This is a genomic window from Bradyrhizobium aeschynomenes (assembly GCF_013178945.1).
Classification (GTDB): domain Bacteria; phylum Pseudomonadota; class Alphaproteobacteria; order Rhizobiales; family Xanthobacteraceae; genus Bradyrhizobium; species Bradyrhizobium aeschynomenes.
Window position 1 is genome coordinate 379,867 of record NZ_JABFDM010000003.1, and the last position, 13,974, is coordinate 393,840.

13 protein-coding genes are annotated in these 13,974 nt (G+C 65.7%); 6 read left to right on the forward strand and 7 right to left on the reverse strand.

Annotated features, from left to right (window positions below; translation table 11 throughout):
- Positions 1-113 precede the first annotated feature (113 nt).
- Positions 114-404: a DUF4282 domain-containing protein gene (locus HL666_RS10755; protein ID WP_172112402.1), complete on the forward strand. Its 291-nt coding sequence runs from the start codon at positions 114-116 to the stop codon at positions 402-404.
- Between the two features lie 16 nt (positions 405-420).
- On the opposite strand, the gene ychF is transcribed toward HL666_RS10755, so the two are convergent.
- The 4 genes from ychF to HL666_RS10775 all read right to left on the reverse strand — a co-directional run bounded on the left by ychF (position 421) and on the right by HL666_RS10775 (position 3,420).
- Entirely contained in the window at positions 421-1,518 is a 1,098-nt protein-coding gene (gene ychF / locus HL666_RS10760; RefSeq protein ID WP_172181337.1) for a redox-regulated ATPase YchF, read from the reverse strand.
- Positions 1,519-1,558: 40 nt separating this feature from the next.
- The gene (pth, locus tag HL666_RS10765; RefSeq protein WP_172112400.1) at positions 1,559-2,164 is read right to left on the reverse strand and encodes an aminoacyl-tRNA hydrolase; all 606 of its coding nucleotides are present in this window, start codon (positions 2,162-2,164) and stop codon (positions 1,559-1,561) included.
- Positions 2,165-2,237: 73 nt separating this feature from the next.
- The gene (locus tag HL666_RS10770) at positions 2,238-2,942 is read right to left on the reverse strand and encodes a 50S ribosomal protein L25/general stress protein Ctc (RefSeq protein ID WP_172112399.1); all 705 of its coding nucleotides are present in this window, start codon (positions 2,940-2,942) and stop codon (positions 2,238-2,240) included.
- A gap of 190 nt (positions 2,943-3,132) precedes the next feature.
- On the reverse strand, positions 3,133-3,420 hold the full coding sequence (locus tag HL666_RS10775; protein ID WP_172112398.1) for an accessory factor UbiK family protein: 288 nt from the start codon (positions 3,418-3,420) through the stop codon (positions 3,133-3,135).
- Positions 3,421-3,677: 257 nt separating this feature from the next.
- Here HL666_RS10775 and lgt point away from each other — a divergent pair, with 257 nt between their 5' ends.
- From lgt to HL666_RS10800, 5 genes are all read left to right on the forward strand, one after another.
- Positions 3,678-4,535: a prolipoprotein diacylglyceryl transferase gene (gene lgt / locus HL666_RS10780; protein WP_172181339.1), complete on the forward strand. Its 858-nt coding sequence runs from the start codon at positions 3,678-3,680 to the stop codon at positions 4,533-4,535.
- On the forward strand, positions 4,532-5,659 hold the full coding sequence (locus tag HL666_RS10785; protein WP_172181341.1) for a class I SAM-dependent methyltransferase: 1,128 nt from the start codon (positions 4,532-4,534) through the stop codon (positions 5,657-5,659). Before lgt ends, HL666_RS10785 begins: the two co-directional genes overlap by 4 nt.
- 20 nt (positions 5,660-5,679) lie before the next feature.
- Complete coding sequence (gene pgeF / locus HL666_RS10790) at positions 5,680-6,426, forward strand: peptidoglycan editing factor PgeF (protein WP_376698589.1); 747 nt, start codon at positions 5,680-5,682, stop codon at positions 6,424-6,426.
- Between the two features lie 126 nt (positions 6,427-6,552).
- Positions 6,553-7,185: a hypothetical protein gene (locus tag HL666_RS10795; RefSeq protein WP_172112394.1), complete on the forward strand. Its 633-nt coding sequence runs from the start codon at positions 6,553-6,555 to the stop codon at positions 7,183-7,185.
- A gap of 165 nt (positions 7,186-7,350) precedes the next feature.
- Positions 7,351-8,304 (forward strand): ribose-phosphate pyrophosphokinase, encoded by a 954-nt coding sequence (locus tag HL666_RS10800; protein ID WP_172112515.1) that lies wholly within the window; start codon positions 7,351-7,353, stop codon positions 8,302-8,304.
- A gap of 1,104 nt (positions 8,305-9,408) precedes the next feature.
- Here the strand turns inward: HL666_RS10800 and HL666_RS10805 are convergent.
- The 3 genes from HL666_RS10805 to HL666_RS10815 all read right to left on the reverse strand — a co-directional run bounded on the left by HL666_RS10805 (position 9,409) and on the right by HL666_RS10815 (position 13,908).
- Positions 9,409-9,759 carry an endonuclease domain-containing protein gene (locus tag HL666_RS10805; RefSeq protein ID WP_172112393.1) on the reverse strand — a complete coding sequence of 117 codons (351 nt, stop codon included), beginning with the start codon at positions 9,757-9,759 and terminating at the stop codon, positions 9,409-9,411.
- Positions 9,760-10,021: 262 nt separating this feature from the next.
- Positions 10,022-13,147: an excinuclease ABC subunit UvrB gene (gene uvrB, locus HL666_RS10810; protein WP_172181343.1), complete on the reverse strand. Its 3,126-nt coding sequence runs from the start codon at positions 13,145-13,147 to the stop codon at positions 10,022-10,024.
- Between the two features lie 548 nt (positions 13,148-13,695).
- On the reverse strand, positions 13,696-13,908 hold the full coding sequence (locus tag HL666_RS10815) for a hypothetical protein (RefSeq protein WP_172112391.1): 213 nt from the start codon (positions 13,906-13,908) through the stop codon (positions 13,696-13,698).
- Positions 13,909-13,974: the final 66 nt, after the last annotated feature.

Sequence of the window (13,974 nt, forward strand, 5' to 3'; positions counted from 1 at the left end):
AGGCGCCAGATACCGGGATCAATTCGGCTGCCGCGCCTGCCGTCTGGCGCCGGATTCGAGCAGGACTTAAAGACGGATTTGCGTTGCGATTCGGAAGTGGCTGGGGGATCAGGATGTTGGAATTTCGCGATTTGTTCCAGTGGGACCGCTTCATCACGCCCACCATCATCAAGACGTTCTATTGGCTGGTGATTGCGCTCATCATTCTCTGGGGCATCCGCGGTATCTTCACGGGCCTCGCCGAGATGGCGATCAGCCCGTTCGGCGGCTTCCTGCTGCTGCTCTCGTCGCTCGCCGGCGTCATCGTCGGCATGGTGTTCTCGCGCATCATCGCCGAATTCGTGCTGATCGTCTTTCGCATCAACGAGCATCTCGGCGCGATCCGCGAGCAGGGGCGGATGTAGCCGCCCGGCCGCACCATTAGTTGTTGAAGCGGAAGTGCATCACGTCGCCGTCGGCGACGACATACTCCTTGCCCTCGAGCCGCAGCTTGCCGCCCTCGCGCGCCCCGGCCTCGCCGCCGAGCGCGACGTAGTCGGCATAGGCGATCGTCTCGGCGCGGATGAAGCCCTTCTCGAAATCGGTGTGAATGACGCCCGCCGCCGCCGGAGCCTTGGTGCCGCGGTGGATGGTCCAGGCGCGAGCCTCCTTCGGGCCGACGGTAAAGTAGGTGATCAGGTCGAGCAGCTGATAGCCGGCCCGGATCAGCCGGTCGAGGCCGGCTTCTTCGAGGCCCAGGGTCTCCAGGAAGTCGACACGCTCCTCACGCGACAGCGTCGCGATCTCCGATTCGATCTTGGCCGAGATCACGACGGCGACAGCGCCTTCCTCCTTGGCCTGCGCGAACACCGCCTGCGAGAAGCTGTTGCCGTCCTTGGCCGAGCCTTCCTCGACGTTGCAGACGTAGAGCACCGGCTTTGACGTGAGCAGGCCCAGCATGCCGAAGGCGCGCTCCTCTTCAGGCTTGCGCTCCAGTAGCCGCGCCGGCTTGCCGTCGCGCAGCAGCACCAGCGCGCGGGTGACGAGATCGTGCTGCTCCTTGGCATCCTTGTCGCCGCCCTTGGCCTTCTTGGCGAGGTTGTCGACCCGTTTCTCGAGGCTGTCGAGATCCGACAGCATCAGCTCGGTCTCGATCGTCTCGATGTCGGCGAGCGGAGCGATCTTGCCCTCGACATGGGTGATGTCGGAATCCTCGAAGCAGCGCACGACATGCGCGATCGCATCGACCTCGCGGATGTTGGCGAGGAACTGGTTGCCGAGGCCTTCACCCTTGGAGGCGCCGCGGACGAGGCCCGCGATGTCGACGAAGGTCAGCCGCGTCGGAATGATCTGGCCGGATTTGGCGATCGCCGCGAGCTTCTCCAGCCGCGGATCGGGGACGGCGACCTCGCCGACATTCGGCTCGATCGTGCAGAACGGATAGTTCGCGGCCTGCGCCGCCGCCGTCTCCGTCAGCGCATTGAACAGCGTCGACTTGCCGACGTTGGGCAGGCCGACGATCCCGCATTTGAATCCCATGATCCGTCTCGCATCCTTTTGAGGCAATACCGCGCGCGCCTCACGCGGCGCCGGCGTCGCCCTTGTCCAGAAAACCTTTGGCCTGCAGCGCCAGATGCACCTTGTTGGCGAAGGTGGAGTCGCGCTTGCCCGTCAACAATTCAGCATTGTCGGCCACCGCCTCGCACAGCGCCTCGACCCAAGGCATCTCGCTCTTGGCGAAGTCCGACAGCACGTGGCCGTGCACTAGCTCCTTGACGCCGGGATGGCCGATACCGAGGCGGACGCGGCGGTAGTCGTTGCCGAGATGCGCCGAGATTGAGCGCAGCCCGTTATGTCCGGCGATGCCGCCGCCGACTTTGACGCGCAGCTTGCCGGGCGGCAGCTCGAGCTCGTCCTGAAACACGGTGACGTCGCCGATCCCGAGCTTGAAGAAGCTGGCCGCCTCCTGCACGGCGCGGCCGGACTCGTTCATATAGGTCGTGGGCTTCAGCAGAATGACGCGCTCGGAGTCGAGCGTGCCTTCCGAGGTCTCGCCTTGAAACCTGCGGCGCCAGGGTGAAAAGCGGTGGCGCCGGGAAATCTCGTCCACGGCCATGAAGCCGATATTGTGCCGGTTGCGCGCGTATTTCGCGCCGGGATTGCCGAGACCGACGAACAGCAGCATGGCGCGGCACCAGGACCTGCCGTCGCTTTCGGAGCGCGCAGGACCAGCCCGCGCGCCCCGACAGCGGATCGGCTTACTTCTTCTTCTCGGGGGCCTTGGCCGCGGCAGCAGGAGCCTTCGCAGCGGCGGCAGGCGCCTTGCCACCGGCAGCCGGAGCGGCCGCAGCGGGAGCCGCGGCAGCGCCAGCGGCGGCCTTCTGCTCTTCGCCATAGCCCGACGGCGGCACGATGGTGACGAGGGTCGCGTCCTCGCTACGCGACAGCGTCTTCACGCCGGTCGGCAGCTTGACGTCGGAGACGTGCAGCGAGTGGTTGATTTCCAGCGCACTGACATCGGCCTCGATGAATTGCGGAATGTTCTCCGCGAGGCACTCGAGCTCGAGCGTGTGGGTCACGATATTGACCGTGCCGCCACGCTTCACGCCCGGCGAGCCTTCCGAGCCGACCACGTGCAGCGGCACGCTGACGCGGATGGTCGCGCCCTGACCGAGCCGCATGAAGTCGACGTGGATCGGGAAGTCCTTGACCGGATCGAGATGGAAGTCGCGCGGGATCACCCGGTGCTTCTTGCCGTCGAGGCTGATGTCGAAGATCGTGGTCAGAAACCGGCCTGCGAGGATGCGCTGGCGCAGCTCGCGGTCTTCCACCGAGATCGGCAGCGGGGGCTGGTTGTCTCCATAAATCACTCCGGGCACTCTCCCGGCGCGACGCTCTGCCCGTGCGGCCCCCTTGCCGACTGACGGACGGGCGGTCGCCTTCAGTTCTCTGACGGTCGCCATCTTGCTTAAGTCCTTGTTTTAAAAAGTTAAAGGCCGCAATGCGGCCCGTTGCTGGACGTCCTTCGGCAAGCCTCCAGGGGTGCGGGGGCCGCGGACGTGGCGGCGTTCTAGCGGCAAACCCAGGAAATGACAAGGAAATGAAGGGGCAGGCGGCCCCTTCATCCCGTCCCGGTCCGATTTGCCCCCGGCGTCAGCCATCCGCGCTGCCGGCGCCCGGCGTGCCGGCCGCTCCGCCGAGCTTGGCTTCCAGCGCCGCGATCCGCGCCTTCAGCGCCTCGTTCTCCTCGCGGGCGAGCCGGGCCATGTCCTTGACCGCCTCGAACTCCTCGCGCTTCACGATGTCGAGGTCGTTCAGGATCTTTTCCGCCTGGTTGCGGATGACGGAATCGACCTCCCGCTTCATGCCCTGGGCGGCGCCGGCGGCGTCGTTCATCAGGCGGCCGATCTCGTCGAAAAACCGGTTGTTGGTCTGGGTCATGCTCAAACTCCGCTTTCCGCCTCGCGCTCGCTCACAGGATGGCGATCCGTCCCGCCACCTTCAAGATGGGCCCGTCTTGTCATGCCGCGGTTTCCTTGTCATCGTACTTGTTGCGTCGGCCCGCCGCGCTGTATGAGCGGCCCTGGATGACATCGATGGATGACATCGCGCCGTCCCTGTGGCGGGGCCCGTTCAGAGCCCGCATCGCCCGCGTGCTTCCCCGGACACCGGAATGCCGTGCCCATGAAAGCCTGTAAATGACGCCTCTCCTCATCGACTTCCCCGTGTTCGATCCGGTCGCGATCGCGATCGGCCCGCTCGCCATCCGCTGGTACGCGCTGGCCTATATCTGCGGCATCGTGATCGGATGGTTCTATGCCCGCTCGCTCCTGAAGAAGGAGCGGCTGTGGGGCGGTCCGGCGCCGGTGTCCGCCGTGCAGCTGGACGACTTCATCCTTTGGGTCACGATCGGCATCATTCTGGGCGGCCGTACCGGCTATGTGCTGTTCTACAATCTCCCTCACTTCATCCAGGATCCGCTCGACATCTTTCAGCTGTGGAACGGCGGCATGTCGTTCCATGGCGGCTTCATGGGCTGCGTCATTGCCGTGATCTGGTTTGCCCGCCGCAACGGCCTGCCGATCCTCTCCCTCGGCGACATCACCACCGCGGTCGCGCCGATCGGCCTGCTGCTGGGCCGCATCGCCAATTTCATCAAACCGGAATTGTGGGGCAGGGCGGCTGATCCTGATCTCCCTTGGGCCATGATCTTTCCGACCGATCCCACCCATCTGCCGCGTCACCCGAGCCAGCTCTACGAGGCTGGCCTCGAGGGCCTGCTGCTGTTCTGCATCCTGGCTGTCATGATCCGGTTCGGAGCATTGAAACGGCCCGGATTCATCCTCGGCAGTTTCGTCGGCCTGTATGGCGCAGCCCGCATCGTCAGCGAGCTGTTCCGCGAACCCGATCCGCAACTCGGCTTCCTCTGGCGCGGCATGACCATGGGCATGCTGCTGTCGGTGCCGATGCTGATCGTCGGTGCGATCCTGGTGATCAGGGCGTTGCGCAAGCCCAGCGTACATCACGCCACTCCCTCGCTGCAGGCCCAGCCGTGATCGAGACGTCTCCGCTCCACACCGAGATCAAGCGGCTGATCAAGGCGTCGGGCCCGATGCCGGTCTGGCGCTACATGCAGCTGTGCCTGATGCATCCGGAGCACGGCTACTACATCTCGCGCGATCCGCTCGGACGCGAGGGCGACTTCACCACCGCGCCCGAGGTGAGCCAGATGTTCGGCGAGCTGCTCGGCCTGTGGGCGGCGTCGATCTGGAAGGCGGCCGGCTCGCCGCAGCAGTTCCGGCTGATCGAGCTGGGGCCGGGCCGCGGCACCATGATGTCGGATGCGCTGCGCGCGCTGCGCGTGCTGCCGCCGCTGTACCAGACGCTCTCGGTGCATCTGGTGGAGATCAATCCCGTGCTGCGCGAGAAGCAGAAGGCGACGCTGACCGGGCTGCGCAACGTCACCTGGCACGACAGCTTCGACGACGTGCCGGAGGGGCCGAGCGTCATCTTCGCCAACGAGTATTTCGACGTGCTGCCGGTGCATCAGATGATCCGGCGCGAGACCGGCTGGCACGAGCGCGTGGTCGAGCTCGACGAGGAGGAGAACTTCGTCTATGGCGCGGCCGCGGATCCGACCGCAGGCTTCGAGCTGCTGCTGCCGCCGCTGGTGCGCGCCGCGCCGGCCGGCGCGATCTTCGAATGGCGGCCGAACACGGAGATGATGGCGATTGCCAAGCGCATCCGCGAGCAGCGCGGCGCCGCGGTGATCGTCGATTACGGGCATGTCCGCAGCGACGTCGGCGACACGTTCCAGGCGATCGCCCGCCACAGCTTCGCCGATCCGCTGAAGACGCCCGGCCTTGCCGACATCACCGCGCATGTCGACTTCGATGCGCTCGCGCGAGCGGCGGATGCCGTCGGCGCGCGCGTGCACGGTCCGGTCACGCAGGGCGAGTTCCTGCAGCGGCTCGGCATCGAGACGCGGGCGCTCACATTGATGCAGAAGGCCTCGCCCGAGGTCTCCGCCGACATTGCGAGCGGCCTGAAGCGCCTCACCGGCGGCGGCCGCGAGGGCATGGGCTCGCTGTTCAAGGTGCTCGGCGTGTCCGATCCGTCGATTCCCATGCTGGCCGGGATCAGCGACGAGCACACCAACGAGAAGACGGGAGGCGCGTGATGCTGGTGTCATCGGATGTGATGTCCGCGATCCCCGGGCTGCGCCACGCCTTCTTCACCCGCGAGGGCGGCGTCTCCGACGGCATCTATGCGGGCCTCAATGGCGGCCTGGGATCGAACGATCAGCCGGACGCCGTGCGGGAAAACCGCCGCCGCATGGCGCTGCATCTCGGCGTCGCGCCCGAGCAATTCCTCAGCGTTCATCAGATCCATTCGCCAGACGTCGTGGTTGCCACCGGACCATGGGAAGGTCCGGTCCGGCCGAAGGCCGATGCGCTGGTCACCGCTACGCCCAATCTGGCGATCGGGGTGACGACGGCCGATTGCGGGCCGATTCTGTTCGCCGATCCCGAGCGGCGCGTGATTGGCGCGGCGCATGCCGGCTGGAAGGGGGCATTGACCGGCGTCCTCGAAGCGACGCTGCAGGCGATGGAGCAACTCGGCGCCGAGCGCGGCCGGATCGTTGTCGCCATCGGCCCGCTGATCCGCCAGCAGAGCTACGAGGTCGGCGCCGAGTTCGTCACCCGCTTCATCGACGACGATGCCGAGCACGCGCGCTTCTTCCTGCCCTCGGTCCGCGAGGGGCATGCGATGTTCGATCTCGGCGGCTTCATCCGGATGCGGCTGGAAAACGCCGGCGTGCTGCTGATCGACGACCTCGGCCTCGACACCTATGCGGATGAGCGCTTCTTCAGTTACCGCCGCTCGGTGCATCGCAAGGAGCCGGACTATGGCCGGCACGTTCATGCGATCATGCTGGAAGGCTGAAGCGGGGCGCGATTGTGGCCGCATGTGGATTGCTTAACCCTTTCTGTACAACTGAGTGCACTCTGTCCCAATCTGTGGCAGCCGCGACCTAGACGTTAATCGATTTTAACGATATCGCTCCCGACGATGAGGGGAGCGCCGACACCACTTCGACGGATCAGCCGCGCCGCGCAGCACGCCTGCGTTGCCGCCTTGCTGATCGCGGCTGCTGCAACGCTCGGCGGCTGCGCGAGCAGCAGCGGCCCGTCCAACGCCTATGCAATGGCGCCGTCGTCGAGTGGCGCCACCATCGCCTTCGAGCAGATCGACGGCCCGCCGCCGCAGATCTTCGACCGCATGGTCAGCGTGCTCGACAGCGAGTCCAAGCTGCGCAGCCTTGCCGTCGTCTCGCGCGAGGCGCCCGCCGCCTATCGCGTCCGCACCTATCTCTCCGCCCAGGTCGTCAGCGGCAAGAGCGTGATCGCCTGGGTGTTCGACGTCTATGATCGTAATCAGCAGCGCGCGCTGCGTCTGTCGGGCGAAGAGCCGGTCGGACGCGGCGGCCGCGATCCCTGGAACAATGTCGACGACATGGTGCTCAGGAAGATCGCACAGGCCGGATTCAGCGGGCTCGCCAACATGCTGAACGGCGCGCCGCCGAGCGAGAGCGCGCCGCCGGCGGTGCCGGCCGCGCGCGGCCCTGCCGTTGCCGCCGTCGAATCCGTCGCGCCGTCGTCCGACGGCACCGGCGTCGCCGCCCTCGGCTACACCGACCATTAGGCAAAGAGGCGCATTTTGCGCCGCTTTTGACCGGGAAAAACACCTGCGGCGGGTTGCCAGCTGCGCAGTGTCCTTGATATCACCTCGCCCGTGCAAAACCGCCGGTTCCACGGATAACCCGATATGCTGAACAAGGTCTCCAGCGAGCCGCGAGGAGAATTCGCGATGTCGGCCAAGAACGGCTCCATCAAACTCGTCGCCGGAAATTCCAATCCGGCCCTGGCCGCTGGCATCGCCGCCGAGCTCGGCCTGCCGCTGACGAAGGCCGTGGTCCGGCGCTTCGCCGACATGGAGATCTTCGTCGAGATCCAGGAGAACGTGCGCGGCTCCGACGTCTTCATCATCCAGTCGACGTCCTATCCGGCGAACGACCTGCTGATGGAGCTCTTGATCATCACCGATGCGCTGCGCCGCGCCTCCGCGCGCCGCATCACCGCGGTGGTTCCGTATTTCGGCTACGCCCGGCAGGACCGCAAGTCCGGCTCGCGCACGCCGATCTCGGCCAAGCTGGTCGCCAACCTGATCACCCATGCCGGCGTCGACCGCGTCATGACGCTCGACCTGCATGCCGGGCAGATCCAGGGCTTCTTCGACATTCCGACCGACAACCTCTATGCCGCGCCGCTGATGGTGCGCGACATCAAGGACCGCTTCGATCTCTCCAACGTCATGGTGGTGTCGCCCGACGTCGGCGGCGTGGCGCGCGCCCGCGGCCTCGCCAAGCGCATCAACACGCCGCTCGCGATCGTCGACAAGCGCCGCGAGCGCCCCGGCGAGTCCGAGGTCATGAACGTGATCGGCGACGTCTCCGGCCACACCTGCATTCTGATCGACGACATCGTCGATTCCGGCGGCACGCTGGTGAACGCAGCCGATGCGCTGCTGAAATACGGCGCCAAGGACGTCTACGCCTACATCACCCATGGCGTGCTCTCCGGCGGCGCCGCGACCCGCATCACCTCTTCCAGGCTGAAGGAGCTCGTCATCACCGACTCCATCATGCCGACGGAGGCGGTGCGCAACGCCCCGAACATCCGCGCGCTGCCGATCGCGCCGCTGATCGCGGAGGCCATCGGCCGCACGGCGGCAGAAGAATCGGTGTCGAGCCTGTTCGACTGAGGTTGGTCGATTGAGGTTGTCGAGTTCGACGGGGTGGCTGAGGCATCTCGGCTGAGACTGTCGAACTTCGTTCGATTGAGCTGACCGTCCCTACATCGGAAGCGTCGCCTTTAGTCCCCACTGTCATTCCCCGCGAAAGCGGGGAATCCAGTACGCCGCGACCCATCGATCCAATCACGAACGTCTCGGAGTACTGGATCGCCCGGTCAAGCCGGGCGATGACAACGGAGTGTGTGGCATCAATCCCGCCCACACGCGTCGTCCCGGCGAACGCCGGGACCCATACCCGCCAGGGTGCGGATTGAGGCACGCTGGCCGTTGGCTTTGTGCTCATCACGACTGCCGCGGCGTATGGATCCCGGATCGGCGCCGCAACGCGCTGCCGCGCGCAGCGGCTTGTCCGGGACGACAGTGGAGGATGAGGCGCATTCACGGCCCCACAACTACGATCTGCATCAGCAATCGACACTGCGGACGCATCGCCTCGTTCTCGCGGCGCACATCGCGTCCGAGCTTTGCTCTCAGCACCGCCCTCCACATCGAAGGGCGCAGGGAAGGCCGGGCGCTGGCCGCGCCCGTGGCCCGCCTGCGAAAAAAATGCAGGCGGCAGGTACCACAGGTCTGGCCGAACACACCCGGCCCTCCCTGCGCGATGGCGTTACGATTTATACGCGATCTCCCTGGGGACCGGCTGTCTTGCCCCCATCACCTGCACGCGGTGCTCGCCGCACCGCCCGCACGCTTGACCTCAGCACCGGGAGGTCAGGACCACGCGACTTCACCGTGCGTGCCGGATCGTTCGTCGGCGCAAATCACTTCACGCTGCGACCCGACATGCCCACCGCATTCCGCTGCCGACGTCCATGACGACCGCGATACGTCCCCTCCGACGCAACGGAACGGGCGGGAGACTAGTGCTGATTTGGCGAAAATGTCAAGTCATTTTTCATTTTCCGAAGGAAAGTGGCGGGAGGGATGGGAACGACGAGCAGCGACGCAGGACGGCCGTCGCCACAATCGAGGTGCGCTCCCTCTCCCCGTTCTTCACGGGGAGAGGGTTGGGGTGAGGGGCAGCCGCACGGGCGGTGCCACTTCCTCAGCGACCTATCCCTTGTTCGCCATCTCTTGCTGAATGACAGTGAGGACCCCTTCTATATTTCCTAGAACATCGTTGTTCCAGAAACGAAGGACCCGATAGCCCTCCTCGGCGAGCCGATGATCGCGAACGACGTCTCCTGCGGACTCGCTGTGCTGCCCGCCATCAACCTCGATGATGAGAGATATTTCCCGACAGACGAAATCGCAGATGTATTCCGCAATGGGTCGCTGCCGAACGAACTTGTAACCTTGCAGTTGGCGGTTACGAATCCTGTTCCACAGCGCAGTCTCCGCGTCTGTCTGATCGACACGGAGCCGCCGTGCCCGTCCGATGGATTTGAGATCTGGGCCCCGCATGTGCCATGCCCCTCACCCGGATTGCTGCGCAATCCGACCTCTCCCCGCAAAGGGCGGGGAGAGGTTGCACCGACCGTGTCGAGAAACAGTGCGCCAACGACGTGATAAACGCAACGGCCCCCCCGTTGTCATCATTGCCCGCCGCGCTGACGGTCCACTCCCCCTCCCCGTTCTTCACGGGGACGGGGAAGGGGCAGCCGCGTCGGAAGTATCAGTTGTGAGTTCGACTCTTGTTAGTCTCCGGCCTTTCGATGGACGCGTCCTACCGCTTCTTCCACCCGCCACGCTTGCCCGGTGCGCCGCCGGTCGAGCGCGGGGCGGGACCGAACTCCGGGCCGGACTCGCGAGAGTTGGTCGGCTGGATGATCTTGCTGCTGCTGCCGAACGGCTTGGGCGGCAGCTTGGCGTTGGGGCGGTAGGGCAGGGATTCCGGGCCGTGCATCTCGTCGAGGTGGGGCTTGTGGACTTTGGAGGTGGAGGGAGTCCCCGTGGGGCGCCCCTCACCCCGACCCTCTCCCCGTGAAGAACGGGGAGAGGGGGCGGAGGGACCGTCTTCGTGGCGGGAGCCGCCGCTGAGGATGTCGTCGAGGGAAGGGGCCAGCGGGTCGCGCTCGCGCAACTTCGATCCTCCTCGCGCGGACACGCCGCGGCCCTTCATGGCCGTGGTCGGCAGATTGGCGGCGTCGCCGTATTTCTTGGCGCCGGCGTAAGCGCCGGCCTTGCTCTGCACGGTGCGCTGTTTGGCGGTGGGGTCGTCGACGACGGCGAGCTCGGTGGCGCGCAGGCGCTTGACCTCGTCGCGGAGGCGGGCGGCCTCCTCGAAGTTCAAATCGGCGGCGGCCTCGCGCATGCGGGTTTCGAGATCGGCCAGCACCGTCTCGAAATTGTGCCCGATCGAGATCGCGTCGTCGGTGGCGGTGCCGCCGCCGGTCTCGATCAGCACATGGTCGCGCTCATAGACCGAGTTGAGGATGTCGCCGATCGACTTCTTGACGCTCTCCGGCGTGATGCCGTGGGCCGTGTTGTACTCGACCTGCTTTTCGCGGCGGCGGTTGGTCTCGGCGATGGCGCGCTCCATCGAGCCGGTCATCTGGTCGGCATAGAGGATCACCTTGCCGTCGACGTTGCGCGCGGCGCGGCCGATGGTCTGGATCAGCGACGTCTCGCTGCGCAGGAAACCTTCCTTGTCGGCGTCGAGGATCGCGACCAGCGCGCATTCGGGAATGTCGAGGCCTTCGCGCAGCAGGTTGATGCCGACCAGGGCGTCGAACGCGCCGAGGCGAAGGTCGCGGATGATCTCGATGCGCTCGATGGTGTCGATGTCCGAATGCATGTAGCGGACGCGGATGCCCTGCTCGTGCAGATATTCGGTGAGATCCTCGGCCATGCGCTTGGTCAGCACCGTGATCAGCGAGCGATAGCCGGCCTGCGCCGTGGCGCGGACCTCGCCCAGGAGATCATCGACCTGGGTGCGCGCGGGGCGGATGTTCACGGGCGGATCAATCAGTCCGGTGGGGCGGATGACCTGCTCGACGAACACGCCGCCGGCCTCGTTGATCTCCCAGCCGCTCGGGGTTGCCGACACCGCGACCGTCTGCGGCCGCATCATGTCCCATTCCTCGAAGCGCAGCGGGCGGTTGTCCATGCAGGAGGGCAGGCGGAAGCCGTATTCGGCCAAGGTCGCCTTGCGGCGGAAGTCGCCGCGGAACATGCCGCCGATCTGCGGGATGGTGACGTGGCTCTCGTCGGCGAAGACCAGCGCGTTGTCGGGGACGTATTCGAACAAGGTCGGCGGCGGCTCGCCGGGCAGGCGGCCGGTGAGATAGCGCGAGTAGTTCTCGATGCCGGCGCAACTGCCGGTCGCCTCCATCATCTCGATGTCGAAGGTGGTGCGCTGCTCCAGCCGCTGCGCCTCGAGCAGGCGGCCCTGCGCGTGCAACTGGTCGAGCCGGATCTTCAGCTCGTGCTTGATCGACTTGATCGCCTGCACCAGGGTCGGGCGCGGCGTGACGTAGTGCGAGTTGGCGTAGACCTTGATGAACTCGAGTTCGTCCTGCTTGTGGCCGGTGAGCGGATCGAACTCCTCGATGTTCTCCACGGTGTCGCCGAACAGGTTCACGCGCCAGGCGCGGTCCTCATAGTGCGCCGGGAAGATGTCGACGACGTCACCGCGCACACGGAAGGTACCGCGGGTAAAGTCATGCTGGGTGCGCTTGTATTGCAGGGCGACGAGGTCGGCGATCAGCTGGCGCTGGTCGATGCGCTCGCCCTTCTTCAGCGCAAAGGTCATCGCGGTGTAGGTCTCGACCGAGCCGATACCGTAGATGCAGGACACCGAGGCGACGATGATGACATCGTCGCGCTCCAGCAGCGCGCGCGTCGCGGCGTGGCGCATGCGGTCGATCTGCTCGTTGATCGAGGAGTCCTTCTCGATATAGGTGTCGGTTCTGGGGACGTAGGCCTCGGGCTGGTAGTAGTCGTAATAGGAGACGAAGTACTCGACTGCGTTGTCGGGGAAGAAGCTCTTGAACTCGCCATAGAGCTGCGCGGCCAGCGTCTTGTTCGGCGCGAGGATGATCGCCGGACGCTGCGTCGCCTCGATCACCTTGGCCATGGTGTAGGTCTTGCCCGAGCCGGTGACGCCGAGCAGCACCTGGGTGCGGTCGTTGCGGGCGATGCCCTCGACCAGCTCCTTGATCGCCTGCGGCTGGTCGCCCTTCGGCTCATAGGCCGACTTGATCTCGAAGCGGACGCCGCCTTCGCTCTTCTCCGGACGTGGCGGCCGGTGTGGAGTCCACACTCGCAAGCTGCCGTCGTCCTTGCGGAACTCGGGACGGCCTTCGCGGATCAGCGACTCCAGCGCTTCCGCCGTCGCCTTGACGCCGAGCGCCTCCATCTTGTTGCGCGGCGGGCGCGCCAGGGCTTCGTCGTCGTCCTCGGCCGTGGGCAGGCCGAGCTGCCGCGCCAGCTCGGGATCGAGCGTCGGGATGGTGGCCGCCGTGCCGTAATTGGCCTGCGGGGCTTCGGACAGGCCGGCCCGCTCCTCGGCGTCGCCCGCGCCCTCAGCCGGACGCGCACCGCTGGGCTGCGGATTCGGCCGCAGCGGCATCGAGCGGTTCGCCGAATCGCGGCTTGCAACGTCCGCGCTCTTGTCCCTGGTCGACACGCGCGCCCGGTGCGCGGCGGCCTCGCCGCCGCTGCGGCGGTCCCAGGAATTATCGGGCGGCGGCGTCAGTCCGGTTGAGGACCCGATCCCGCTCTCGCCTCGATTGATGGCGGGGTTGAGCAGCTCGGCGAGAGCCGGCGCGATCGGCTGAACGTCCGGCCGATGCGCCTTCGATTTCGGTGTGCGGCCGGGCTTCTTCGGGGTGTCGGGGGTCTTCGCCATGGGCCGAATATGGGACCGATGGAGCCGACATGAAAGAGCGATCGCGGGCCCCCCACCGCCTTGCTGACAGCATGGTGGCAGCAGGATCTGTGGACAAGTCGCTGGCCATGAACCGGCGATCGCCCTGGGGAGCGATCACCGGATTGATGGGCACCGGAGCGAGCGGCGCCGCGGATGACGGCTAATGCCGGGTGGGAGGCTCGACGATGTCGAGATGGACGCCGTGACAGGCGACGCATTGCAGGGCCCAGTACTCAGAGCCGCCACGACCATTGATGACGCTGAGGATGCTCAGTTCCGCATCACAGTCCGGGCATCGCGTGCGAACCGAATAAGTGAGGTGTTTGACGGCAGGCTCAGCCATGAATTGCAGTCCGCATTACGAATACACTCGGCATTTCGAATTGGCGTTGTGAATGGCGGCTTGGAACCGTAGAGCGCAGGGGTGGACACTTGGAGATGACACTCTCTGAGATTGCTCCACGCTGCGCTATCCGTCTTTTCCCGGGGTTCGATCGATATCCTCCGTCGGCTGCAAATTCGCCTCACTACCCCCACCGTTTCCGGAACCGGTCGATGTGGCTCTTTGCATCGGCGATCGCCATGTCCGCATCCGACCAGGCAAAGCCGACTTCGAGAGACGGGAACGAAACACCATTGATCACCACCGGAGTCATGTCAGCGCGACGAATCCGCGCGTGCCACAAGCCTTTCCCTGCTTCGAACGGCTCGATGGCGAAGTCCTCGTACAAGTACGTCATTGCCCAGTCCTGGATGTCCCGAACGGCAATGACAGCATGAATACGTCTGGCCAAGTGTGAACGGGT